This is a genomic window from Kerstersia similis (genome assembly GCF_965139615.1).
GTDB lineage: Bacteria > Pseudomonadota > Gammaproteobacteria > Burkholderiales > Burkholderiaceae_B > Kerstersia > Kerstersia similis.
Window position 1 is genome coordinate 132,041 of sequence record NZ_CBCSIQ010000001.1, and the last position, 23,251, is coordinate 155,291.

At 63.9% G+C, this 23,251-nt stretch carries 19 protein-coding genes; 8 read left to right on the forward strand and 11 right to left on the reverse strand.

Going from position 1 to position 23,251, the window contains the following annotated elements:
* Positions 1–201: 201 nt before the first annotated feature.
* Together ACNA1V_RS00505 and thrC are read left to right on the forward strand one after the other, a co-directional pair.
* Complete coding sequence (locus ACNA1V_RS00505; RefSeq protein ID WP_415831608.1) at positions 202–1,503, forward strand: homoserine dehydrogenase; 1,302 nt, start codon at positions 202–204, stop codon at positions 1,501–1,503.
* On the forward strand, positions 1,500–2,909 hold the full coding sequence (thrC, locus tag ACNA1V_RS00510) for a threonine synthase (protein ID WP_415831609.1): 1,410 nt from the start codon (positions 1,500–1,502) through the stop codon (positions 2,907–2,909). The genes ACNA1V_RS00505 and thrC overlap by 4 nt, the downstream gene beginning before the upstream one ends.
* A 183-nt stretch (positions 2,910–3,092) precedes the next feature.
* Here thrC and hpnE read toward each other — a convergent pair whose 3' ends face one another.
* From hpnE to hpnC, 3 genes are read right to left on the reverse strand one after another with little or no spacing between them, the layout of a single operon-like run.
* Positions 3,093–4,466 carry a hydroxysqualene dehydroxylase HpnE gene (gene hpnE, locus ACNA1V_RS00515; RefSeq protein ID WP_415831610.1) on the reverse strand — a complete coding sequence of 458 codons (1,374 nt, stop codon included), beginning with the start codon at positions 4,464–4,466 and terminating at the stop codon, positions 3,093–3,095.
* Positions 4,463–5,335, reverse strand: a complete 873-nt coding sequence (gene hpnD / locus ACNA1V_RS00520; protein WP_415831611.1) for a presqualene diphosphate synthase HpnD — start codon at positions 5,333–5,335, stop codon at positions 4,463–4,465. The genes hpnE and hpnD overlap by 4 nt, the downstream gene beginning before the upstream one ends.
* Positions 5,332–6,159, reverse strand: a complete 828-nt coding sequence (gene hpnC, locus ACNA1V_RS00525) for a squalene synthase HpnC (RefSeq protein WP_415831613.1) — start codon at positions 6,157–6,159, stop codon at positions 5,332–5,334. Before hpnC ends, hpnD begins: the two co-directional genes overlap by 4 nt.
* 147 nt (positions 6,160–6,306) lie before the next feature.
* On the opposite strand from hpnC, the gene fghA reads away from it, so the two are divergent.
* The 5 genes from fghA (at position 6,307) to ACNA1V_RS00550 (ending at position 11,338) form a co-directional block, all read left to right on the forward strand.
* Positions 6,307–7,173 (forward strand): S-formylglutathione hydrolase, encoded by an 867-nt coding sequence (gene fghA / locus ACNA1V_RS00530; RefSeq protein ID WP_415831615.1) that lies wholly within the window; start codon positions 6,307–6,309, stop codon positions 7,171–7,173.
* 143 nt (positions 7,174–7,316) lie between these two features.
* Positions 7,317–8,444 carry an alanine racemase gene (alr, locus tag ACNA1V_RS00535; RefSeq protein WP_415831616.1) on the forward strand — a complete coding sequence of 376 codons (1,128 nt, stop codon included), beginning with the start codon at positions 7,317–7,319 and terminating at the stop codon, positions 8,442–8,444.
* A gap of 84 nt (positions 8,445–8,528) precedes the next feature.
* Positions 8,529–9,254, forward strand: a complete 726-nt coding sequence (locus tag ACNA1V_RS00540; protein WP_415831617.1) for an SDR family oxidoreductase — start codon at positions 8,529–8,531, stop codon at positions 9,252–9,254.
* A 17-nt stretch (positions 9,255–9,271) separates the two neighbouring features.
* Positions 9,272–10,639 (forward strand): DNA repair protein RadA, encoded by a 1,368-nt coding sequence (radA, locus tag ACNA1V_RS00545; RefSeq protein ID WP_415831618.1) that lies wholly within the window; start codon positions 9,272–9,274, stop codon positions 10,637–10,639.
* 90 nt (positions 10,640–10,729) lie between these two features.
* Positions 10,730–11,338, forward strand: a complete 609-nt coding sequence (locus ACNA1V_RS00550; RefSeq protein WP_415831619.1) for a nucleotidyltransferase domain-containing protein — start codon at positions 10,730–10,732, stop codon at positions 11,336–11,338.
* A gap of 30 nt (positions 11,339–11,368) precedes the next feature.
* Here the strand turns inward: ACNA1V_RS00550 and ACNA1V_RS00555 are convergent, their stop codons facing one another.
* The 3 genes from ACNA1V_RS00555 to ACNA1V_RS00565 form a co-directional block, all read right to left on the reverse strand.
* A complete protein-coding gene (locus ACNA1V_RS00555; RefSeq protein ID WP_415831620.1) occupies positions 11,369–11,734 on the reverse strand; it encodes a glyoxalase superfamily protein in 366 nt (121 codons plus the stop codon).
* Positions 11,735–11,902: 168 nt separating this feature from the next.
* A complete protein-coding gene (locus ACNA1V_RS00560) occupies positions 11,903–12,805 on the reverse strand; it encodes a LysR family transcriptional regulator (RefSeq protein ID WP_415831621.1) in 903 nt (300 codons plus the stop codon).
* A 60-nt stretch (positions 12,806–12,865) separates the two neighbouring features.
* On the reverse strand, positions 12,866–14,290 hold the full coding sequence (locus tag ACNA1V_RS00565) for an SLC13 family permease (RefSeq protein WP_415831622.1): 1,425 nt from the start codon (positions 14,288–14,290) through the stop codon (positions 12,866–12,868).
* Between the two features lie 202 nt (positions 14,291–14,492).
* On the opposite strand from ACNA1V_RS00565, the gene ACNA1V_RS00570 reads away from it, so the two are divergent.
* Positions 14,493–15,179, forward strand: a complete 687-nt coding sequence (locus ACNA1V_RS00570) for a 7-cyano-7-deazaguanine/7-aminomethyl-7-deazaguanine transporter (protein WP_415831623.1) — start codon at positions 14,493–14,495, stop codon at positions 15,177–15,179.
* Between the two features lie 19 nt (positions 15,180–15,198).
* Here ACNA1V_RS00570 and ACNA1V_RS00575 read toward each other — a convergent pair whose 3' ends face one another.
* From ACNA1V_RS00575 to ACNA1V_RS00595, 5 genes are all read right to left on the reverse strand, one after another.
* Positions 15,199–17,169, reverse strand: coding sequence for an FUSC family protein (locus ACNA1V_RS00575; protein WP_415831624.1), 1,971 nt, complete (start codon positions 17,167–17,169; stop codon positions 15,199–15,201).
* Positions 17,170–17,521: 352 nt separating this feature from the next.
* A complete protein-coding gene (locus ACNA1V_RS00580) occupies positions 17,522–18,778 on the reverse strand; it encodes a GDSL-type esterase/lipase family protein (protein ID WP_415831625.1) in 1,257 nt (418 codons plus the stop codon).
* A gap of 29 nt (positions 18,779–18,807) precedes the next feature.
* Positions 18,808–20,343 carry an SGNH/GDSL hydrolase family protein gene (locus ACNA1V_RS00585; RefSeq protein WP_415831626.1) on the reverse strand — a complete coding sequence of 512 codons (1,536 nt, stop codon included), beginning with the start codon at positions 20,341–20,343 and terminating at the stop codon, positions 18,808–18,810.
* Entirely contained in the window at positions 20,330–21,736 is a 1,407-nt protein-coding gene (locus ACNA1V_RS00590; protein ID WP_415831627.1) for an MBOAT family O-acyltransferase, read from the reverse strand. Before ACNA1V_RS00590 ends, ACNA1V_RS00585 begins: the two co-directional genes overlap by 14 nt.
* A gap of 234 nt (positions 21,737–21,970) precedes the next feature.
* Complete coding sequence (locus tag ACNA1V_RS00595) at positions 21,971–23,248, reverse strand: TRAP transporter large permease (protein ID WP_415831628.1); 1,278 nt, start codon at positions 23,246–23,248, stop codon at positions 21,971–21,973.
* Between the last annotated feature and the right edge of the window lie 3 nt (positions 23,249–23,251).

Consider the following 23,251-nt stretch of genomic DNA (forward strand, 5'->3'; position numbering starts at 1 on the left):
GCCCATGGCAGCCTGACTGGAAGAGGCTGGGTTCAGTGGGTGCGGCGGCCGGCCAACCGGGCGCCGGCAAGGCGGGGAGGGGGCGGGTGGCCCTCGTGGTGCCCAAGGTTTTGATGTCAGTGCGCATCCTGGAAGCGAGCAGCGTATCCGCCAGGCCGTACGCGGTATCAAGGAAATGTTTCGCAAGGATGGTCTGTTGAGATGAAACCAATAAAAGTTGGCCTGCTGGGCCTGGGAGTGGTGGGTGGCGGCGTATGGGATGTCCTGCGTCGCAATGGCGAGGAGATCTCGCGCCGTGCCGGGCGCTGTATTGAAGTGGCTGCCATTGCCGTGCGCGATGTGGCCAAGGCGCGTGCCCGGGTCGATGACGATGTGACGGTCACGGCCGACCCGTATGCCGTCGTGCGCGATCCGGCCATCGACATCGTGGTCGAGCTGATAGGCGGCTCCACGCTGACGCGCGAGCTGGTGCTGGAAGCCATTGCGCAAGGCAAGCATGTCGTGACGGCCAACAAGGCTTTGCTGGCGGTGCATGGCAATGAAATCTTTGCCGCCGCCTCCAAGCGTGGCGTCATGGTGACTTTCGAAGCTGCGGTGGCCGGCGGCATTCCCATCATCAAAGCGATTCGCGAAGGCCTGACGGCCAACCGCATCGGCTGGTTGGCCGGCATCATCAACGGCACCACCAACTTCATTCTGTCGGAAATGCGCAGCAAGGGCTTGCCCTTCGCCGCTGTCCTGGCCGAGGCGCAGCGCCTGGGCTATGCCGAAGCTGACCCGACCTTCGACGTCGAAGGCGTGGATGCCGCGCACAAGCTGACGCTGCTTGCATCGCTGGCGTTTGGCGTGCCGGTACAGTTCGATAAGGCGCATATCGAAGGGATCAGCCAGCTGGAGCAGGAAGACATCGTTCATGCCGAGCGCCTGGGCTACCGCATCAAATTGCTGGGTGTGACGCGCCGTCGTGCTGACGGCATCGAATTGCGCGTGCATCCGGCGCTGGTGCCGGCGCAGCGCCTGCTGGCCAATGTCGAAGGGGCGATGAATGCCGTGCTGGTCTGGGGGGATGCCGTTGGCGCCACCCTGTATTACGGACAAGGGGCCGGCGCCGAGCCGACCGCATCCGCCGTGATCGCTGATCTGGTCGATGTGACCCGCCTGCATACTGCCGACCCCCACAATCGCGTGCCGCACCTGGCGTTCCAGCCCGATGCGCTGTCCGATCTGCCCATCCTGCCCATCAGCGAAGTCCAGACGGCATACTACCTGCGGCTCAAAGTGCAGGATCAACCGGGTGTGCTGGCGGATATCGCCGGTATCCTGTCGCGTGCCGGCATTTCCATCGGATCCATGATCCAGGAGCCCGCCGAAGATGGCGCGACCATCATCTTCCTGACGCATGAAGCCGTGGAGCGCAATGTGGATGCAGCCATTGCCAGCATCGAGCAACTGCCCTTCGTGCATTCCCGCGTGACCCGTCTGCGCCTGGAAAATCTGAAATGAAATACATCTCTACCCGTGGCGGCATGGCGCCGCAAAGCTTTTCCGACATCCTGCTTGAAGGCCTGGCGCCCGATGGCGGCCTGGCCATTCCCGAACAGCTCCCGCGCCTGGACGCCGAGACGCTGGAATCCTGGCGCGGCCTCTCCTACCCGGCGCTGGCCGTCAAGGTGCTGAGCCTGTTCGCCGACGACATTCCGGCCGCAGACCTGGAACGCCTGGTTCACGCTGCGTACGCGCCGGGCGTGTTCGCAGACGACGAAGTCGTGCCGCTGCGTCCGCTGGGCGATGGCATTTCGCTCCTGGGCTTGTCCGAAGGGCCGACGCTGGCCTTCAAGGACATGGCGATGCAGTTCCTGGGCCAGGTATTCGAATATGTCCTGACCCAACGCGGAACCACGCTCAATATTCTGGGCGCGACATCGGGTGATACCGGTTCGGCGGCGGAGTATGCACTGCGCGGCAAGCGTGGCGTGCAGGTGTTCATGCTGTCGCCGCATGGCCGCATGAGCGCATTCCAGCGCGCGCAGATGTTCTCGCTGCAGGATGCCAATATCCATAACATCGCCCTCAAGGGCGTGTTCGATGATTGCCAGGATATCGTCAAGGCACTGGCCGGCGACCTGGAATTCAAGTCCAAATACCGCCTGGGGGCCGTCAACTCGATCAACTGGGCACGCATCGCTGCCCAGGTCGTGTATTACTTCCACGGTTGGCTCAAGGCCACGAGCGGCCCCGGCCAGCAGGTCTCGTTTGCCGTGCCGTCGGGCAACTTCGGTAATGTACTGTCCGGCCATATTGCGCGCAGCATGGGCTTGCCGGTGCGGCGCCTGGTGGTGGCCACCAATGAGAACAACGTGCTGGAAGAGTTTTTCCGCACCGGTATCTATCGTCCGCGCGATTCCGTACATACCTACAAGACTTCCAGCCCGTCGATGGATATCTCGCGCGCCTCGAATTTCGAGCGCTTCATCTTTGATCTGGTGGGGCGTGACGGCGCGCGCGTGGCGGATCTCTGGCGCGAACTGGCTGCGACCGGCCAGTTCGATCTGTCGGCCGAGCTGCCGCGCTTTGAAAGCGAATACGGATTCGTGGCGGGGGCCAGCTCGCATGGCGATCGCCTGGCGACCATCCGCAGCGTGTTTGCCGCCGATGGCCTGATGATTGATCCGCACACGGCGGACGGTCTGCATGTCGCCCGTCAATACGTAGAGCCGGGTGTGCCCATGCTGGTGCTGGAAACGGCGCTGCCGGCCAAGTTCTCGGAAACGCTGGAGGAGGCCCTGGGCCGTCGCGCTCCGCTGCCGCCCGCATTGGCGGATCTGGAAAGTCGCCCGCAGCGTGTGGATGTCCTGGAAAATGATGCCCAGGCCGTACGCCAGTACCTGATGGCCCGCGCCCAGCTGTAATCGACGGCGCAAGGGCATGAGCAACCCCTGGAGGCCACGGGCTTTCAGGGGTTTTTCATTGATAGGCCGCGTGAAATATCATGTCGTGTCGGCAAACCTGCCGGTTGGCGGCTGGCCAATCGTCCCATCGTCCAGCTGGATGGCAGGACCGCTGGCCGAGGACTGTCTGTCGTCCGCAGGAAATCAGCGATTGCCCAGCAGTCGCCTGGCGGCTTCCTGGCCGCTGCGTACGGCGCCTTCCAGTACGCCGGGGTAGCCGGTGTCGGTCCAGTCGCCCGCCAGATACAGGCGGGGCCAGGGGCTGGTGGCACCAGGGCGGAACAGGCCGGGGCGTGCGGCAAAGGTCGCGCGTTTTTCCACGATCAAGGCCCGGGCGCAGGTGTCGGGTGGCGGGGGCTGCGTCACGGCGCGTGCTGTGCGTGCTTGCCATTGGGCGCGCCACTGGGCATCCATGGCTTGCGCCAGCGCGTCGCGGCCGCGTGCCAGATAGGGCCCGGCGACGCTGCCGACGATGCTGATTTCCCCGCATTCGCTGCGCCCGGTAAGCATGGCGCGGTCGAAGATCCAGTGGCCGGGCTGAAGCCCGTGCTGATCATCGAGTTGCATCATGGGGAACGGCAGGCGCCAGGCGGCGGCCAGGCGCAGGTTGAGTGTGGCGATGGCTTCGAATTCAAAAGCATGCAGGGCCTGCAGCAGCGCGCCGGCGCCGGGGGCGTCTGGCAGGCCCTGCAGCAGGCGTGCGGCCTGCGGTGGCGGTACGGCCAGGATCACGGCGTCGTAGGTGTCATCCTCCGGCGTGGCCGTAGCGGAGCCTGCCGGCATGTCCGGGCCGATCCGCCAGCCGGATGCCAGCGCATGAATGTTCCGGATCGGGACGCCGGGACGCCAATCCAGCTGCTGAACGGCGGCGTCGGGCCAGAGTGCGCCGAGGTCGCAGGCAGGAAACAATAGGTCGCTCGCCTGGCGGGATCCGGCCAGCCCGTCGCGCAGCACGCGGACAAAGAGCGCAGCGCTGGCCGCATGAACCGGCGTATTCATGGCAGCCAGGCATAACGGGTGCCAAAGCCGCTGGCGCAGCGCCGGGCCCTGGCGCAGGCGCTTCAGCAATTGTTCGACGCTCCAGTCCGCAGGCACTTGCCAGCGCCACCGTTGCAGCGTCAGCATCAGGCGGACGGCTTGCCAGCGCGCAGCCAGGCTCAGGCCTCTTGCACCCGCCAGGGCCAGCAGCATGTGCAGCGGTGCCGGCAGGTGTGGGGGGGCGCGGAGCTTGAAGCTGCCGTCCAGGCTTTCCAGGTGCAAGGGGTAGCGCACCAGGGGGCGTTCCGGGGCGTCGCGGCGCAGCCTGGTGATCAGTGCCTGGGTGTCATGGTAGGCGCCCAGCAGAATATGCTGGCCGTTATCGAGCCCGGCAGGAAAGCCGGGATGTTCAATACGGCGAGCCCGGCCGCCAGGACCTTGGCCGGCTTCGAAAACCGTCACGCGGGCGAGGCCGGCATCGCGCAGGGCCAGGGCGGCTGTCAGTCCTGCCCAGCCGCCGCCGATGACAGCGACTTTCATGCCGCCGGCTGGCCCAGCCGGCGAACCAGGCGCTTGCCGCCGTTGACCCAGGTGCTCCAGGCCAGCCAGAGCTTGCGCAACGGTGTCAGAGAGATGCGCTGGTGCAGGACCTGCCAGTTGTCCCGTTCCAGTTCTTCCAGCAGCGCGTAGTAGATGGCAGCCATCAGCAGGCCAGGGCGCTGCGCCCGCCGGTCGGCTTCCGGCAGCGCCTGCACGGCTTCGCGATAGAGCTGGCGTGTCCGCTCGGCCTCGAAGCGCATCAGCTGCCGGAATGCCTCGGTTTCGTTGCCGTTGAGGATGTCGGCGGCGCGCACGCCGTGCTGCTGCAAATCGTTGACCGGTAAGTAGATGCGGCCGCGTCTGGCATCGTCGCCCACATCCCGCAGGATATTGGTGAGCTGGAAGGCCAGGCCGAGTTTTTCTGCATAGACCAGCGTGGCGGGGTCGTGATAGCCAAAGATGCCGGCGGAGAGCTCGCCGACAACGCCGGCCGCGTGCCAACAGTATTTGCGCAGGCCGGGCCAGTCCAGATAGCGGTTCTGATCCAGATCCATTTCCATGCCGTCGATGATGGCCTCCAGGCGGGCCTGGTCGATGCCATAGGCTTGCAGGTGCGGCTGCAGCGCCCGCGTGACGGGGTGTTCGGGGCGGTCTTGATACATGGCCGCGACCTGGGTGCGCCACCAGCCCAGCTTGACCCGGGCCAGGCTGGGGTCGCTGACTTCGTCAACGACATCATCCAGTTCGCGGCACAGCGCATAGAGCGCAATGATGGCGCGACGGCGTTCCGGGGGCAGGAACAGGAAGGCATAGTAGAAGCTGGAGCCGCTGCGTGCGGCTTTGTCCTGGCAGTATTCGTCGGGTGTCATGATGCAAGAGTACGCCAGAACATGAGCGCCCAGTCGCGGGTGCCCAGAACGGGACGATGGTCGAAAACATTGCCGCGCACGGCATCCACACGTTCAAGTATACGGAGTCCGCCTTGAATCACCAGCCGCAGCTCCCAGCCGATGCGGCCGCCCAGTTGCCGCGGCAGGGGCCGGCCCGCCTGCAGCAGGCTGCGTGCCCTGGCCGTCTGCGCCGCCATCAGCGCCTGCCAGGCAGGCAGGGTGCGGCAGTCGGGCAGTTGCTCGGCCGACAGGCCATATGCGCCCAGCTCATCCAGCGGGATGTAGAGCCGGCCACGTTGCCAATCTATGCCCACATCTTGACAGAAGTTGGCCAGTTGCAGGCCGGTACAGATGGCGTCGGCCTGGCTCAGGCTCTGGCGATTGCCGGTATGGCGATAGAGGCCCAGCATCAGCCGGCCGACGGGGTCGGCGGAACGGCGGCAGTAATCCAGCAGGCTGGCTGCGTCTGCATAGCGCGTCGTGCTGACGTCCTGCCTGAACGCGGAGAGCAGGTCATGGCAGGCTTGCCAGGGCAGCGCATGTTCGCGCATGGCCTGGGCCAGCGGTTGAAAGATGGGTGCAAGCGCTGGCGGCAACTGCTGTTCCTGGCCCTTTTCACAGGCGTGCAAGGCCTGGGCATAGGCGCGCAAGGCCGCCAGCCGCTCGGCATCGGAGGCATTGCCTTCGTCGGCAATGTCGTCGGCGCTGCGCGCATAGCGATAGATCGCTTGCACGGCCGGGCGCAGGCGGCGTGGCAGCAGCAGGGAAGCAACGGGGAAGTTTTCGTAGTGTCCGACAGCCATGGGCAAGCACAGAAACGGAAGGAAGGCGCGGCAGCGCGCTATTGTAATGGCTCGGCCAGATCCTGGGCTGATGCCGGCGCTGGCGGATCGCGGATCGGGCCGCCATCTGCGGTACTATCCCGCCGAAGATGAATACCGGAGGAAGACATGTCTGAGCTGGAATTGCTGTCGCAGCATCGTGCGTTTGAGGGCAGTCAGCGCTATTACCGCCACCTATCGGCGGAAATCGGCCTGCCCATGCGTTTTTCCGTCTATTTGCCACCCGAGGCAGGCACGCACGATGCACAGGCCAGGCGACCGGTTCTGTTTTTCCTGGCAGGACTGACCTGCACGGAAGAAACCTTCATGATCAAGGCGGGCGCGCAGCGCCTGGCGGCGCAGGCAGGCATGATCCTGGTGACGCCGGACACCAGCCCCAGGGGGGCAGGCGTTCCCGGAGAGGATGACAGCTGGGATTTCGGTACTGGCGCGGGGTTCTATCTGGATGCGACGCAGGCGCCCTGGCGCGAGCATTACCGCATGGACAGCTATATCGTGAAGGAACTGGTGCCGCTGGTGCAGCGCGAGTTCCAGGGCGACCCGGCGCGTACCGGTATTTTCGGGCATTCGATGGGAGGGCATGGCGCCCTGGTGCTGGCCTTGCGCAACCCGGATGTGTTCCGTTCGGTGTCTGCCTTTGCACCCATCGCTGCACCGTCCCAGTGTCCTTGGGGGCACAAGGCATTGGGCGGCTACCTGGGGGATGACCGGGCCGCCTGGGCGCAATACGATGCGAGCGAGCTGATGCGCAAGGCGGGCCGCTGTGTGTTTCCTGAAGGTATCCTGATTGACCAGGGCCTGGACGATGGTTTCCTGCAGGAGCAATTGCATCCGCACCTGTTCGAGCAGGCCTGCGCGGCGGCGGGACAAGCGCTGGTGTTGAACCGGCGGGCAGGTTATGACCATGGCTACTATTTCATTTCCAGCTTCATTGACGGCCATATTGACCATCATGCGCGGATTCTGAAGGCCTGATTCCGGCGGGGCGCCGGATTTTGCATGGCGGCGGTTTCTTCCGGCACGGGGCAGCAGTATCCTATTGCCTCCTCATACGCCAGTCTTCCACTGCCTGCCGGCGTTCGTGCCGCCGGTGGCATTTCCTGTTTCGTGCCGTCATCATGCCTCGCCCCATTTCAGCAAAAATCTCCATCTCCGCCATGGCCCACAACCTGGGCGTCGTGCGCCAGGGTCTGCAGCGATCGGTTGCCGCCACAGGTGGGCGCATGCCTTCCATCTGGGCGGTGATCAAGGCCAACGCCTATGGCCATGGCATCGAACGCGCCGTCCAGGGGTTTGCGCAGGCAGATGGGCTGGCGATGCTGGATATCGAAGAGGCGCTGCGATGCCGGGCAGCCGGCTGGCAAGGCCCCTTGCTGTTGCTGGAAGGCTTTTTCGAGCCCGGCGATCTGGCGGTGCTGGCGCGGCATGGCATCAGCGCGGCCGTGCATCATTCGGAGCAGTTGGCCATGCTGGCGCATACGCCCCTGCCTGCGCCGGTGAATGTGTTCATCAAATTGAATTCCGGCATGAACCGGTTGGGGTTCTCGCCGGTGCAATATGCCGCTGCCTGGCAGCAGGCGCAACAGCTGCGCCTGCAGGGCAGGATTGCTTCGGTCGGGCGCATGACGCATTTTGCCCAGGCCGATGGCGCGGCAGGCGTGGCGTCCCAGATGCAGGTGTTCGATCAGGTGACAGGTGCTTACGATGGCCCGGTGAGCGTCTGTAATTCGGCAGCCGCTTTGCGTTATCCTGCGTTGGCTACGCGCCCGGACGGTTTTCAGCATTGGGTGCGGCCAGGCATCTGCCTGTATGGTTCCTCGCCGTTTGCCGATCAGTCGGCAGCGGAGCTGGGCTTGCGTCCGGCCATGACCTTGATGGCCCGGCTGATTGCCGTGCGCGATTTGATGCCGGGCGATGAAGTTGGTTACAGTGCGCTGTTCCGTGCCGAGCAGCCCATGCGCATTGGCGTGGTGGCCTGTGGCTATGCGGATGGCTATCCGCGTATTGCCGCGACTGGCACGCCTGTCACGGTCGCAGGCGTCCCGGCGCGCGTGCTGGGCCGGGTGTCGATGGATATGCTGGCGGTGGATTTGACGCCGGTGCCGCATGCCGGAGTGGGCGCCCCTGTCGTGCTCTGGGGAGAAGGTGGGCCGTCGGTGGATGCGGTGGCGGCTGCTGGCAATACGCTGGGTTATGAACTGATTTGCGCGCTCGCAGCGCGGGTGCCGCAAGTCGTGGAAGGCTAGCCCGGCACGGTGTGCCGGGAAGAAGCTGGCAGCTTGCAGGCAAGACGGCATATAAGAAAAGACGGCACATAAAGGAGTAGTGGGATGAAAGGGCTGTGTGTACTGGTAACGGACGCGTGTTCCGGAGTGGGCTGGGCCATCTCGCGGCTGCTGGCTGATCGCGGCTGTCATGTCGTCGGCGTGGCTGGCGAGGAAGAGCCCATCGAGTTTCCCGGCATCCTGTACCAGTGTCCGCCCCATGATGCTGGCCGGATGGCCGATATGCTGCGGGCGATCCGGGAAAAGTATCCGATAGATGCCATCGTCAACAGCACCGGCCTGAACGTACCGGCGCCGCTGGGCGAGGTGTCCCTGACCGATCTTTACGATGTGTTCGACCGCAACGTCCGGACGGCCTTGCAGGTGACCCAGGCCTTGCAGGAGAACATGCGCGTGCGCCGTACCGGACGTATCGTGAACGTGTGCCATCACGGCTGGTGGGGGCAGGCGTCGGAAACGACTGCCTATGCGGTGGCCAGTGCCGCGCTGGCGGCGTGTACGCGCGCCTGGGCGCTGGAACTGGCGGATGCGGGCGTGACCGTCAACGCCGTGCTGGCCGGGCCGGTGGAAACGGAAGATTTCCGTGAGCGTCATCCGCTGGGATCGGACGCGGAAAAGCAGGCGCTGGCGCAATTGCCCCTGGGGCGGCTGGGGGCGGCAGAAGAGGTGGCCGGGGTGGTCGCCTTTCTGTTGCAGCGTGAAAGCGCATTCATGACAGGGCAGGTCATCGCCGTTGATGGGGGGGCCGGTCTGCGCCGGCCCATGCTGTAAGGGATTTCGGAATCATCATGGCAAGTAAATCGGCTGGCCGCCAGAAAACGGTTTTTCAGTGTTCGGAATGTGGCGGCAGTACGCCCAAGTGGCAAGGGCAATGTCCGCATTGCAATGCCTGGAATACCTTGGTGGAATCGGTGGCCGAACCTGCCGGCGGCCATCGTTATGCTTCCCTGGCCGGTACGGCGCCGATCCGCAGCCTGGACGAGATCGAGGCGCGCGAGTTGCCGCGCCTGCCGACCGGCCTGCCCGAGTTCGACCGGGTTTTGGGGGGCGGGCTGGTGGCGGGCGCAGTGGTGCTGATCGGGGGAGACCCCGGTATCGGCAAATCCACGCTGCTGCTGCAGGCTTTGGCCGCCATGGCGCAGAGTGAGCGCGTGTTGTATGTCACAGGTGAAGAATCCGCCGATCAGGTGGCCTTGCGGGCGCGGCGTCTGGGCTTGAGCGGCGCAGGCGTGGACTTGCTGGCGGAAATTCGGCTGGATGCCATTCAGCAGGCGCTCAATGAAAAAAAACCGGCCGTGGCTGTGATCGACTCGATCCAGACGGTGTATTCGCCTGAATTGAGCGCAGCGCCTGGGTCGGTGTCGCAGGTGCGGGAGTGCGCGGCACAGTTGACCCGGCAGGCCAAGCAGACCGGCGTGCCGGTGGTCATGATCGGCCACGTGACCAAGGACGGCGCTCTGGCCGGCCCCCGTGTGCTGGAACATATTGTTGATACCGTGCTGTATTTCGAAGGGGATACGCACTCGTCGTACCGCTTGGTCCGAGCCTTCAAGAACCGTTTCGGCGCAGTCAATGAACTGGGCGTGTTCGCCATGACCGACCGCGGCCTGCGCGGGGTGGCCAATCCTTCGGCGCTGTTCCTGTCACAGCATGCCCGGCAGGTTGCCGGGTCTTGCGTGATGGCCACCCAGGAGGGGACGCGGCCGCTGCTGGTGGAAATCCAGGCCCTGGTCGATGCGTCGCATGCACCCAGCCCACGCCGTCTGAGCGTGGGCCTGGAAGGCAATCGCCTGGCCATGTTGCTGGCCGTGTTGCACCGCCATGCCGGCATCGCTGCCCATGATCAGGATGTGTTCGTCAACGCCGTCGGTGGTGTGCGCATTACCGAACCCGCAGCGGATCTGCCTGTGCTCTTGGCGATCATTTCTTCCTTGCGCGACCGGCCTTTGCCGGAAGGGCTGATCGCCTTTGGCGAAGTCGGCCTGGCCGGTGAAATCCGGCCAGCGCCGCGCGGGCAGGAACGTTTGCGCGAAGCGGCCAAGCTGGGTTTCAGCATTGCCCTGATCCCCAAGGCCAATGCACCCAAACAGGCCATCGAGGGTTTGGAAATCTGGCCGGTGGAACGTCTGGACGAAGCGCTGGCGCGCCTGCGCTGATGTGGCGGCGGATCAATCGCCCAGATAGCGGATGCCACGCCGCAGGCTTCATGCCGGTTTTGCCCGGTGGGTGCGGCGCAAGGAAAAGTAATGGACGTTTCGACAGCAGCGCTGGATGCGCTGCCCTGGCTGTGCTGGCAGCCGGATGAGTTGGCGCGGCGCCTGCACCGGATTGACAGGCCCTGGTGCGTGGTGGGCGGCTGGGCGCTGGATCTTTGGCACGGCCGCCAGACACGCGAACATGATGATCTGGAATTCACGGTGCTGCGCGAGGATATTGCCAGATTCCGGCAGGCGCTGGCAGGCCTGTCGTTCTATGCGGCAGGAGACGGGCAGGTGGCTGCGCTGGCGCCGGCAGAGGCGCCTGCAGCGGATATTTTCCAGATTTGGTGTCTTGAGGATGCGGCCGGGTGCTGGCGGGCCGACATGATGGTAGAACCCGGCACGCCAGGAACTTGGGCCTACAAGCGTGATCCGGGCCTGACCCGGCCGCGCCGCGATATGGTGGCTGTCAGTGCCACGGGCATTCCGTATCTGCGGCCTGCGGGGGTCTTGCTGTTCAAGGCCAAGTATCAACGGCCCAAAGACGAGCAGGATTTCGAGCGGGTCCTGCCAGCCATGACGGCCGGGGAGCGGGCCTGGCTGAAGCAAGCGCTGATGCTGCAGCATCCCGGGCATGCCTGGATCGGCCGTTGTTGACCGCAGGCTGTGACGCCGGCGCCGGAGCGATCAGCCGTGCGCCTGCTCGCAGAAGCGCAGCCTGTTGCCAAACGGGTCGGTAACGGTCAGTTCTCGACCCCAGTCCACGGTCTCCACGCCGGGGCGGGCGTAGCGGTAGGGTTTGGCCGCCAGTTCCGCATGCAGTATCTCGATGCCGTGCAGCGGGATGAACAGCGTGGTGCCGGGCGTGGTGTCGCCATGATGTTCCGTCAGGTGCAGGACGAGGTCGTCACGGCGGATCTGCAGGTACAAGGGCATGCTTGGATGGAAACGGTGTTCCCAGTCGATCCTGAATCCCAGGTAATCGAGATAGAACTCACGTGCCTTGTCTTCGGAAAAAATACGCAGCAGGGGAATGGCGGAGGATATATGCATGGTGTCGATCCTGGCGCGGTCAGGCGCATGGCAGCGGAGCACCATGCTACTTGAAAGCCGGGTGTTACTGAGGGGAGAGTGACTGCCTGGGGTATAACCGGGCCGGGCGTCGCTGCCGGGATTATCGGGGCGGGATTAAGGGGGCATCAGGGAGGCATCAGGGCGGCATCAGGGCGGCATCAGGGCGCCGCTGGCCTGCAGCTCGCGCACGGTGTCGATGGCTGCGGCCAGCAAGGGGTCGCCTGAACGCTGCACTTGCCAGGCGAACACCATGCTGGCCTGGTGTTGCGCCTGACGGCCGATCAGCTCGACTTCTCCCGCTGCCTGCGCTGCGCGGGCAGTGGTTTCGTGCAGGAAACCCAGGCCAATGCCGCCGGCGACCAGCGCGCGCGTCGTGCTTTCATGGTCGGCGTTGAAGAGGCGGCCAGGCCGGAAGCCATATGTCCGGAATACCTGCTCTGCCGCCAGGCCGCAGCAGGTGCTCGGGCCAGGACAGACCCACGGCAAGGCGGCCAGCTGCTGCCAGTCTGGCGTATCGGCCTGGCTGACAAGGCCGGGGGCGGCAGCCAGGAAGATGCCGAAGCGGTACAGCTCGATGCGCGCCAGTGCCCTGTCATCCACTCCGGCGTCAGCCAGTATGCCGGCGTCCAGCGCACCGCTGCGCAGGCGTTGCAGGATCTCGACGGAGCTTGCATAGTGCAGGTCGATGTCAATATCCGGGTAGCGGGAGGCCAGCGCGCCCAGCAGCGCGCCGAGCAAGGTACCGCCGGCAGCGCTGGGCAGCCCCAGCCGCAAAGTGCCGCTGAGCGTGCCACGCAAGCGGCGCGCTTCGTCCAGCATATCGTGGTGCAGCGCCATCAGCTGTTCCGCACGGGCGTACAGCTGCACCCCCGCCGGGGTCAGGCTCATGCCGCGCGGCGTCCGTTCGAACAGCGCCAGCTCCAGCTCGTCTTCCAGCGACTTGATGTGCGCGCTGACAGCGGGCTGGCTGAGGAACAACTGTTCGGCCGCCCGGGTGATGCTGCCTGCCCGGGCAACCGTTAGCAGGGTGCGCAATTGATAGATGTCCATGGCGCCGTAATTGCAAAGACAGGGGGGAGGTGGGGCGCGGGCGCGCTTTCGGAGCGCATGCTAGATCCAGCCCAGCAGGTGCCACCACAACAAATCCAACGGTGTCAGTATCAGCAGGGTGACGGCGGCCAGGGCCAGACAGAGCCGGGTGGCGGCACGCAGGTCGATTTTACCCAGCTGGATGGCGACCAGCAGGGGCGGCGACTGATAGGGCAGGATGACATTGGAGAAGGCCAGCACCTGGCTCATCAAGACGGTTGCCAGAGGCAGGCCGGTGGTTTGCGACAGGGATTCGGCCAGCGGCGTCATGATGGCGGGAACGCCGGGCAGGGTGGTGAACAGCGCTACCAGCGTACCGATGCCGCCCAGCATGGCGACTTTCTGCCAGGGGGCGCCTTCCGCCAGGCCGATATGGGTGCTGGCGGCATCGACCAGCGTTCCCCCCAGGCCGGTGGCGGCCACAATGGCGCCCAGCCCCATGACGCCGCCGATGAACAGCAAGGAGCCGATGTTGATTTCTTCGTTGATACAGCGCTTGCTGGTCAGGCCGGAGCCAGGCCAGAGAAAATAGATGCCCGCGGCCAGGCTGATCCATGCTGGCGCGATATGGTGCAGCGCATCCGTCATCCAAAAGACCAGGCACAGCCCCAGCGTTATCATCAGGCGCCGTTGCAGTGGCGTCGGCGGTGTGCGCGGCACGCGGGCCAGTCCGTCCGCATGTGCGGGGCCGGCCGGAAACAGCCAGAGAATCAGGCTGGCCAGGACCAGGGCCTTGAGCAAACCGAGCACCGGGAAGTGCAGCATCAGGTACTGCGTGTAGGTGGGCATGTAGCCGTACAGGGTTTCGGCGGTACCGGCCATCAGCATGTTGGGGACGTTGGCCGGCAGAATGGTGAAGGCGGGAATATGCGTGCCCAGCGCTGTCGCCAGCAGCATCCCGGTGCGCCCCTGGGAGCTTGGTTCATAACCAAGGCGGCCGGCCAGGGAGGTAACGATGGGAATCAGCAGTACGGCGCGTCCGATGGACGATGGCAGCACGAAACTGAGCGCGACGCTGAAGGCAATGATCGTGCCGACGACGCTGGCATAGCGCTGGCTCATCCGTGCTGCCAGCGAGTTGGCCCAGCGCTGGTCCAGGGCGGTGTGGCGTACGGCTGCGCCCGTGATGAGGCCGCTGAACAGCAGCCAGAAGGTCGAGGAGTTGAAGCCGGAAAAAATGACGGCAGGCGACGCGACATGCAACAGCATGGCCAGCAGGAAAAAGCACAGGGCCGTCAGGTATTCCGGCAGGGCTGCTGTGGCCCATAGCCCGATACTGAAAATGGCCAGCGCCAGCGCCATGGCCTGCTCCAGCGGCAGCGGGCCGTTGGCCAGCCAGCCGCCCAGCAGGGCGCAGACGGTAATAGTGGCGATGAGGGCATGATGTCGCGGCGCTGCAGGCGAAGGGGCGGCGCTGCCATTGGCAGGAGAAGGACTGGCGGTCATGGCTGACGGAAGAAGGATGGCGTAATGCCTATCACTATGCTACGGGAAGCGCGGCGCGTCCAATTGCAAATCCCGAGGGCAAGGAATCAGGAACTGCGGGATGCGGCGTCTTCGGAAAACCAGTAGAATGCTCCGCTCAGTGCGGCGCACGCCGCAGTTTCTTCAATGGGTTCCCTTACCCCATTCATCAAAAAGGTTCTTCATGACCACGCGTTCTGCGATTGGCCTGCGCAATGATTTGCGCGAACAGGTCTCCATTCCCCTGCTGTTGCTTGTCGCCTTTCATGTGCTGGTGATCATTGCCAGCAATTATCTGGTGCAGCTGCCCATCTCCTTGTTCGGTTTTCACAGCACCTGGGGCGCCTTCAGTTTTCCCTTCATTTTCCTGGCCACCGACCTGACGGTACGGCTCATCGGTAAACATGCCGCGCGCCGCGTCATTGCCCGCACCATGCTGCCGGCGCTGGTGGCATCGTATGTCGTGTCCGTCCTCTTCCATGATGGCGTGTTCAGTGGCATCGGCGCATTGGGGGAATTCAACAGCTTCGTGTTCCGTATCGCGCTGGCGAGTTTTGCCGCTTATGTGCTGGGGCAATTGCTGGATATCCAGGTTTTTGACCGGATTCGCCAAAGTGATGTGCCCTGGTGGGTCGCGCCGGCGGCGTCCGGCATTGTCGGGCAGGCGCTGGATACGGTTGCGTTCTTCTCTATCGCCTTCTGGCGCAGCAGCAATCCCTTCATGGCCGAGCATTGGGTGGAGATCGCGTTCGTGGATTACGTCATCAAGCTGGCGGTCAGCCTGCTGATGTTCGTGCCTCTGTACGGCATCATGCTCAATGCCATTCTGCGTTCTATCCGGGAAGGCAGGCAGCCGGCGTCCGTGCTCTGACAGGACGCCGGAGACGGCTTCAGGCGCTGGTATGAACAGGTTCGGGGGCAGCTTCGGCGAAATTGTGAATATGCGCCATTTCGCCGCGCACCAGGCTGATCAGTGCGGACTCCGGCGAGTTGTCCAAGACGCTGTCGCGCTCGATCTGGCTGCCTTCGGCGTGCGAGGCGTAGGCCAGTAGTTTCGCCAGGCGTTCCAGTTCGGCGAGCTGCGCGGGGTCCGGGTGCTCGCTGGCACTGGCGCAGTAGCCGGTGATGGCATCGCAGATCCGCTCGGCGCTGGTGATCAAGGGGAACCAGGCGGCGGCTTCGGGGCCGGCGGGGGGCGGTTCGGTCAAGGATTTCTGCAATTGCAGGCGGATATCGGCCAGCGTGCCGTAGGCCGTGCGGCGGCAGAGACTGGTTTGCTGGCTATCGGGCGTATGGCCGGGCTTGGGCAGGCTGGCAGACAGATAGGCGGCAATTGCCTTGCGGGCTTGCCGAAAGGCTTGTTCCAGCTGGCGTTCATGGCGTTTGGGCCAGATGGCGTATCCGAATACCAGCACAATCAGGCCGCCCAACAGGGTATCCACCAGCCGTAGCACGGCATAGTTGATGCCATGCGTTTCCGGGGTGACGAAGTCGATCAGCACCAGTACCAGCGGCGTCAGCGCCAGCGCATACATGGCATAGGAACGCTGCGAAGCCCACGGCAGCGTGGTGGCGATGAGCGCCATGATGATGACGAAGCTCGCGCCGGGTTCCAGCACGGCCAGCAGGAAGGCGCCGATGATGACGCCAATGCTGGTGCCTATGCTGCGCAGAACGGTACGCGCAAAAATGGAGCCGAAATCCGGCTTCATGATGATGAGAATGGTCATTGGCACCCAGTACCAATGGCTTTTGGCATCTATCCAGTGCAGTGAAAAACCGATGGCGACACACAAGGAAAGCGCCAGCGCGGATGAAATGGTGGCGCGTCCAGGGGTTAGCCGGTCGAGCAGGATGCGCAGCCGCCTATTCTGAGCCTGGGGATGGGCGGGTGTTTTCCGCCCTGCGGCCTGTTCCCCGGGGGAGGGCTCGCTATTCCAGAAAGAGTCGGCCAGCGCCTGCACGGCCCGCAACACGATGGGGTCCTGCGGGCGCACCTGGCTGGCGGGGCCTTTGCCGCCGTCGGCCAGGGCCTGGCTGATCGGGAGCAGTTGTTCTGCCGCACGGCGCAGGATGTCCGGGTCGGTGCAGGCCATGATACAGGCGAAAAGATTATCGAAGCGCTGGAGCGAGGTGGCGGTGTGTTCGATCAGCGGATTACGGCCCTGCGCATGGGCGCGCCTTTGCAGCATTTGCGCATACAGCACGCTGAGCGCGTCCGTTACCTGGCGGCGGATGGCGTCGGTATCCTGCCCGTCAGCCTTGGCCAATGACAGCGAACGCAGCAAGCGGGTGAGGGAAGCCAGCATCGCACGGTGGGAGCGTTGCCGAAAGATCAAGGCTTCTATGCCCAGCATCAGGGCATAGAAGGCATTGCCGGCCAGCAACATCAGCGCGGGCAACCAGAAGTCCGGGCCGATATGGCCGTTGCCGGTCATGACCGTTCCCATGACCAGCGCCTGCAGGCTGCCGGTGGACAGGGCGGCGTTGTAGCTGCTGATGATGCTGCCGAGGAAGGCGGCGCACACCATGGTGACAGTGACCACCCCCCAGGAGTAATCGCTCAGATAGCCCAGCAGGCAGCCGGCGGCGCCCATGGGCGCGGAAATGGCGATTTTCCAGAACAGGGCCTTGTATGGGCCTTCGCGTTCGGCGCTGGCTTGCAGCAGTGTTCCCATGGCGATCCAGAGGCTGGCGGCCAACTGGTCGAACACAATGCCCAGCGCCAGGGGCAAACCCATGCCGATGGCGGCACGGATGGAAACGCCCCAGCGCCAGTGCGCGGGTTTAAGCGTGGTCAATTCCCGTAACCAGGAATTGGGCCGAATGGTGGGATGGGCAGAGGATGCGGCTGTTGACATGCAACTTCTTCCGGAAAGTAAGCAAGGTTGCCTGGAGGCCGGTGCGCAGGTGCTTCACGGCAGCGATCCAGTACGGGGCGATGCAGGTTTGCAACCTGGCGTGCAGGAACGGCTAGGGCAGCCGTTTGAAAGACGGCAGACCGAGTTTCGCCATCATACCGGCTATCAGGCCAGGAGCAAGATGCCGGAAGCGGTGATTCCAGCCGGATGGCGCGATGCTTGTTAGCAAAAGAAAAAATCCGTGCCGCCACTTGTTTTTTTCTTGGCGGACAGGTCGGCTGCGGCCAAGCCTGCCTGGTCCGCCATGCATCGGAAAAGGGCCGGCAAGGGCCGGCGGCGATGGCTGAAAGTGTCAGCGCGGGTTCAGGAAAACGAGGAAATCCGCCAGGAAGCGCCGGGCGCTTTCCTGGTAGCCTTCCATGGTGAAGTGCACCAGATCCTTGCCTACCCATTCCCGTTGCTGCCATTCCAGCATCGGACAGGCGCCGCCCATGGCTTGCTTCCAGTCCCAGAACAGGGTTTTTTCCTCGCTGGCGATCTCCCATTGCACTTGTCGTACGGTGTCGTGCATGGCGGGGCGGCGTGCTTGGCATGGCGCGTGGTCGGGCCGGGTGCGATCCATGGCGTCCGGGATGCCGATGATCAGGATGGCTGCCTGGGGCAGGGCCTGGCGGATTTGCCGGATGCCGGTGCGCAGATTGTGGGCCATGTCCTGTGCGACCAGGGTGTCGTCAAAGGATTCATTGGTGCCATAGGCCAGGATGACAAGATCCGCATGGGTGGCGCCCAGCTGGGCGAGCCAGTCCGGCGACCATTTGTTCCAAATCGTCTGACGCGCGCCATTGGTGCCGATGGGCGAAACGATCAGGCCGCGGGCATGGGCCTTTTCCAGCCAGATGCCGCCGAGCTGGACGGTTTCCGCCTGCGGCGCCGTGATGGAAAAAGGCAGGTGCAGATCCAGCGTGACGGTTTGCCAGCTGTCGCCTGGCTGCGCAGGGCGCAAGGTCTGGCGGCGGCCACGCGCATCCTCCACGATCAGCGCCTGCCCGGAATGCGGCTGGCGCACCAGGAAGGACGCCCGGTACAGCGCGTTGTCGGGCTGGCGCAGCTCCACCTGGATGCGGGCGCCGCTGCGCAGCGGCGTGGCAATGTTGCCCCCCAGAGGAAAGGCCGGGTGTTCTTCGGTACGGCTGCTGGTCAGCTGCCAATGGCTGGAGCGAATTTTCACCAGCATATGGCTTTGGCCGCGCACATCCATGGGCGCGATCCAACCGACGCCGGCCTGGCCCAGCGTGCCCTGCAACTGACGGCGCAGGCCGGAGGTAAAGGTGTCCGAGGCCGTGTGCGAGTCGCCCAGCTGAACAATGGATAGCGTGCCTGCGGCACGGCCTTGCTGCATGGCGTGCACCTGCTGCACCAGGCGGTTGCGATTCGGGTCGCCGAAATCCGTCAGTCCGGCACCGAGAACAGAGGCAATCGCTTCCCCGCCGACGGGTTTCGGGGCGATGCTTGCTGCTGGAATGACTGGCGGTGCGGGGGCTGCGGCGGCAGCCTGCATGGGCGGATAGGGGCTGCAACCGCCCGTCAGCCCCAGCAAGAACAGCAACATCGCAAGCCGGCGCCTTGGTGGCAAAAACATCATTCGCTTGCTTCCGGTGCTGGCGCGACTTCGATGCGATCCAGGATGCTGTCGGCGATCAGGCGCTGGCCTGCGACCGTGAAATGGATGCCGTCGTCTATGCGTACCTTGAGACGGCGTTCGCCGACTTGTGCGTGAGCGGAATAAACCCCGTCTTCATTGCCCAGCAATCCGTTGAGGGCAACGAACTGGCCGCCGGCCTGGGTGACTTCCGAGGCATACAAGGTGTTCAGGTAATTCATGGCCTGATTGAGCGTATCCTTTTTCATGGCCGGCACTTCCAGCCACATGACATGAGCCTGATGTTGCCGGGCGCTGTCGAGCACGGCACGGATGCGATCGCGGTAGGCCGCCTCCCATTCCGCAGACTTGAAGCGCAGGAAGGGCTGGCCGCGAACCAGAGGGAAATCCCAGGGGTCGTTCGGGCCGAGAAAGACGACGATCAGACGGATGTCTGGGTGGCTGGCGAGCGTGTTTTCAACCGTGGCAGGCCAGTTGAAAAAGCCAGTATAAGCCAAGCCGCTGCTCTGCTTGCTGAGATCCAGGCTCTCTATGCCATGCGTCTTGAACAAGGTTTTGCGCACATGCGGGGCGACCCCCTGCATCATCGAGTCGCCCACGAAAAAGACGGTATCACCAGCATGCAGCGTGATCTTGGCGGGTGGCGACGCAGGGACTGGCGTTTCCGGGGCTGAGGCCGACAGCGCGGATTCCGTTGGCGTGGCGACACGTGCGGTAGCGGCCGCCGCGGCGTTGCTGCCTGCGTCAACGCCCGCGTTGGTTTCAGCGTTGGTTTCCGCTTGGGGTTCCACATGCGTGGCCGCGTCGGAGGCTGCGTTGATAGTGGCGTGAAGGGTGGCGTGGATGGCGGTATTGGTTCCGGCATCGGGCGGTACTGAGGCGGCGGCGCGGGCGGCCGAGGCGAGGAGCAGGCGGGTGTCCGGCACGGAGATGGTGGGAAAGATCGACGGGCGTGGCGGCGGGCTCGTTGGCCAAACGTAGCTGCCCTGGGTGAGGGAGGGCGTCTCCGGGTTGGGCCAGTCAGGCGTCAGGCCGGTAGCGGCGGTTGCCAGGGATGGTGTGGCAGACAGGGTGGCGGATGCTACGGCGGCGGACGGGGCTGGAACCGCTTCAGAGGCAAGCGCTTCAGAGCTAACTGTCTCTGGATGCCGCGTCGCATGTGGCCGTGCCTCGGGCGAGTGTGTTTCAGGAGCACGGATTCCAGGAGCACGGATTTCAGCGGTGGCCGGCAGCCAGGCTTGGTTGAAGCGCTCCCGCATCTGCTCGTCAGCCTTGGCCAGTGCGAGCACGCCCGCGTTCTGGTAGCGCATCCAGTCATGCTGGAGGGCACCGCCGGCCTGCCAGACGAGGGAATCCTGCAGCACGGGAAGGCTCAGTTCCTGGTGGTGCACCTCCAGCCAGTAGTTGCTGATGGAGCGCTGCATCAGCCAGACCAGGGCAACGCCGGTCAGCAATAGCGTGTACATCAATTTGAGGAATGGCCGGCGGACCGGCACCGGGCTAGAACTTTGCATAGATGAAGCCAGGAATGCCGGGAGGCGACAGCGTCATGCCTATCCATACCAGCGCAATCAGAACCAGGGGTTGCAATACCCAGGGTGTCTGGCCGGAGCGGTCCAGCAGCAGCCGGACCAGACGGGAAAAACGGGGATACAGCAGCAGGCACAGCCAGGCCAGCAGTAGATAGAGCGGGGAGTTGAAGAGCAGCGGCTGGTGGAAGTTGCTGAAGAGGGCGTGGATGAAATCCAGGCTTTGTTCCAGCGTCTGGCTGCGAAAGAATATCCAGGCGAAACCGACATAGAGCACGGTGGCGGTGTTGGCCAGCAAAGGCGACCTGCCGGCCAGCCAGTCACGGCCAAGCAGCCTGTCCCCGCCGTTCAACAGGATCATGCCGAGCCCATGGATGGCGCCCCAGGCCAGGAAGTTCAGGCTGGCGCCGTGCCACAGCCCGGAGAGCACCATGGCGATCATCAGATTGGCCTGGGTGCGCGAGAACCCGGCACGTGAACCGCCCAGCGGGATGTAGAGATAGTCGCGGATCCAGGTAGATAGGCTGATGTGCCAGCGCGACCAGAAATGGCGCAGATTGGTCGCCATGTAGGGTGCATTGAAGTTGACCGGCAGATGAAAGCCCAGCAAGAGCGCCAGACCGGTTACCAGGTCGGTGTAGCCGGAAAAATTCAAGTAAATCTGCCAGCTGTAGGCCGTCAGGCCGAGCAGAACGTCTAGCGCATGGTATTCCGTCGGATTGGCAAACACCGGGTCGGCCCAGCGCTCGCCCAGCATCGCCCCCAGCCAGACGACTTTGAGAATACCCAGCACGATCAGCAGCAACCCGCGCGGATACTCGTTGAGTTGGCGCGGTGCGTGGGCCTGGATTTGCGGCAGGAAATCCCGCGCCCGGTTGATCGGCCCGGCAATGACGCTTGGAAAAAAGGCCAGGAACAGCGCCAGGTCGAAGAGCGGCACACGCTGGGTTTCGCCGCGCTGCAATGAAACCAGGTAGCTGATCGAGTGAAAGGTGTAGAAGGAGATGCCCAGCGGCGCCATGACCTGCAGGGCTGGCAGGAAATCCTGCAGGCCGAATGCCAGCAGCAAGGCATTGAGATTTTCGCTGAAGAAGTCGAAATACTTGAAGAAGGCCAGGCTGGCGACCGCCAGGCCGAGCGCGATGCCCAGCGCCCAGCGTCCGTGGGTGCGTTGCTTGGCGATCAGCCCGGCGCAAAGGTGTATGCCTAGTGTGTAAGCGCCCAGCACCAGTGCGAAATACACATGAAAACTGGCCAGAATGTAGTAGCTGGCCAGCAGGATCAAAAGGTTCTGGATGCGGGGCGCAGTCTGGCAAGCCCAATAGGGCAGCAGGAACAGCAGGAAAAAAGCCGAGAACTCTAGCGAGAGGAAATTCATAAACCAGGGGCGCCCGTGAGGCTGGCGCGCGCTTGGCAGGCAGGCGGCGTCGCTTGTTTAATGTTTGCTGATCATTGGGACGCGGGCATGATAACGCCCTTTGCCGGGAGAAATCCGGCACGAAATGCCTGGTTACCGAAGCCTGGAAATAGAAAGAATTTGGCGCACTGCCCGCGCCCGGCAAAAGAGCCGAGCACAGGCAGTGCGCCAGTTTTGGGCGGGGCAGCCGACCCGCTAGCGGCCGTAAGACACGTCACGCAGCCACAGCGAGATTTCCGGAATGTAGGTAATCAGCATCAGGCACAGCAGCACCACGATCACCAGCGGCACCAGGGGTTTCATCAACCGTTCCAGCGAAATCTTGGCGATGGAGCAGGCCGCGAATAAGTTGACGCCCAGCGGCGGAGTGATCATGCCCAGGGCCAGGTTGACGATCATGATGACGCCAAAATGTACCGGGTCGATGCCGAACTGCACGGCGACGGGCAACAGCAGCGGAGCCAGCACAACGATGGAGGCCGAGGTTTCGATGAACATCCCGATCACGAAGAGCGCGACGTTAACACCCAGCAGGAAGGTGAATTGGTCGGAAAACAGGGTGCTCAACCAGGCGCCCAGCATGTCCGGCACGCCGGCGCGGTTCAGCAGGAAGCTGAACACCCCGGCGTTGGCAATGATGAACATGATGACGGCGGTAGAAATCACCGAGCGGTGCAACACGCGGGAGAAATTCTTGAAGCTCATCTGGCGATAGATGAACATGCCGACCAGCAAGGCATAGACCACGGCCACGACCGATGCTTCGGTTGGTGTGAAAATGCCGCCGTAGATCCCGCCAAGAATGATGACGGGCATCAGCAATGCCAGCCAGGCGCGCTTGAAGGCAGGCCAGACGGCCAGGCGGCCGTCGCCGTCATTTTTGCCCAGGCCGTTGCGACGGGCATAGAACCAGGCATAGGCCATCAGCGCAAAGCCGATCAGCAGGCCGGGGAAAACGCCGGCGATGAACAGTTCGCCCGTGGAAGTTTCCGTCGAGACGGCATACAGGATCATCGGGATGGACGGCGGCAGAATCACGCCCAGCTCGGCGGATGCCGCCTGTAGCGACGCCGCAAACGGGACGGGGTAGCCGTGCCGTGCCATGGCGGGAATCAGAATGGCGCCCACGGCGAAAGTGGTGGCCACACTGGAGCCTGCGACCGCTGAGAAGATCATGCAGGTCAGCACGCAGGTGCAGGCCAGGCCGCCTTGCATGCCGCCCACCAGGCTCTTGGCGAAGTCCACCATGCGGGCGGAAATGCCGCCGGCTTCCATCAGATTGCCGGCGAGAATGAAGAAGGGAATGGCGACAAGCGGGTATTTGTCGAGCGCGGCAAACAGCTGCTGCGCAACGACCAGCCAGGTCAGGTTGCTGGAGGCAACGCCGAGCAGGCTGGACAGACCGATGGACACGGCGATCGGGATGGAAAGCCCGAAAAACACCAGCATCGAAATAATCATCAATTGGGACATGGC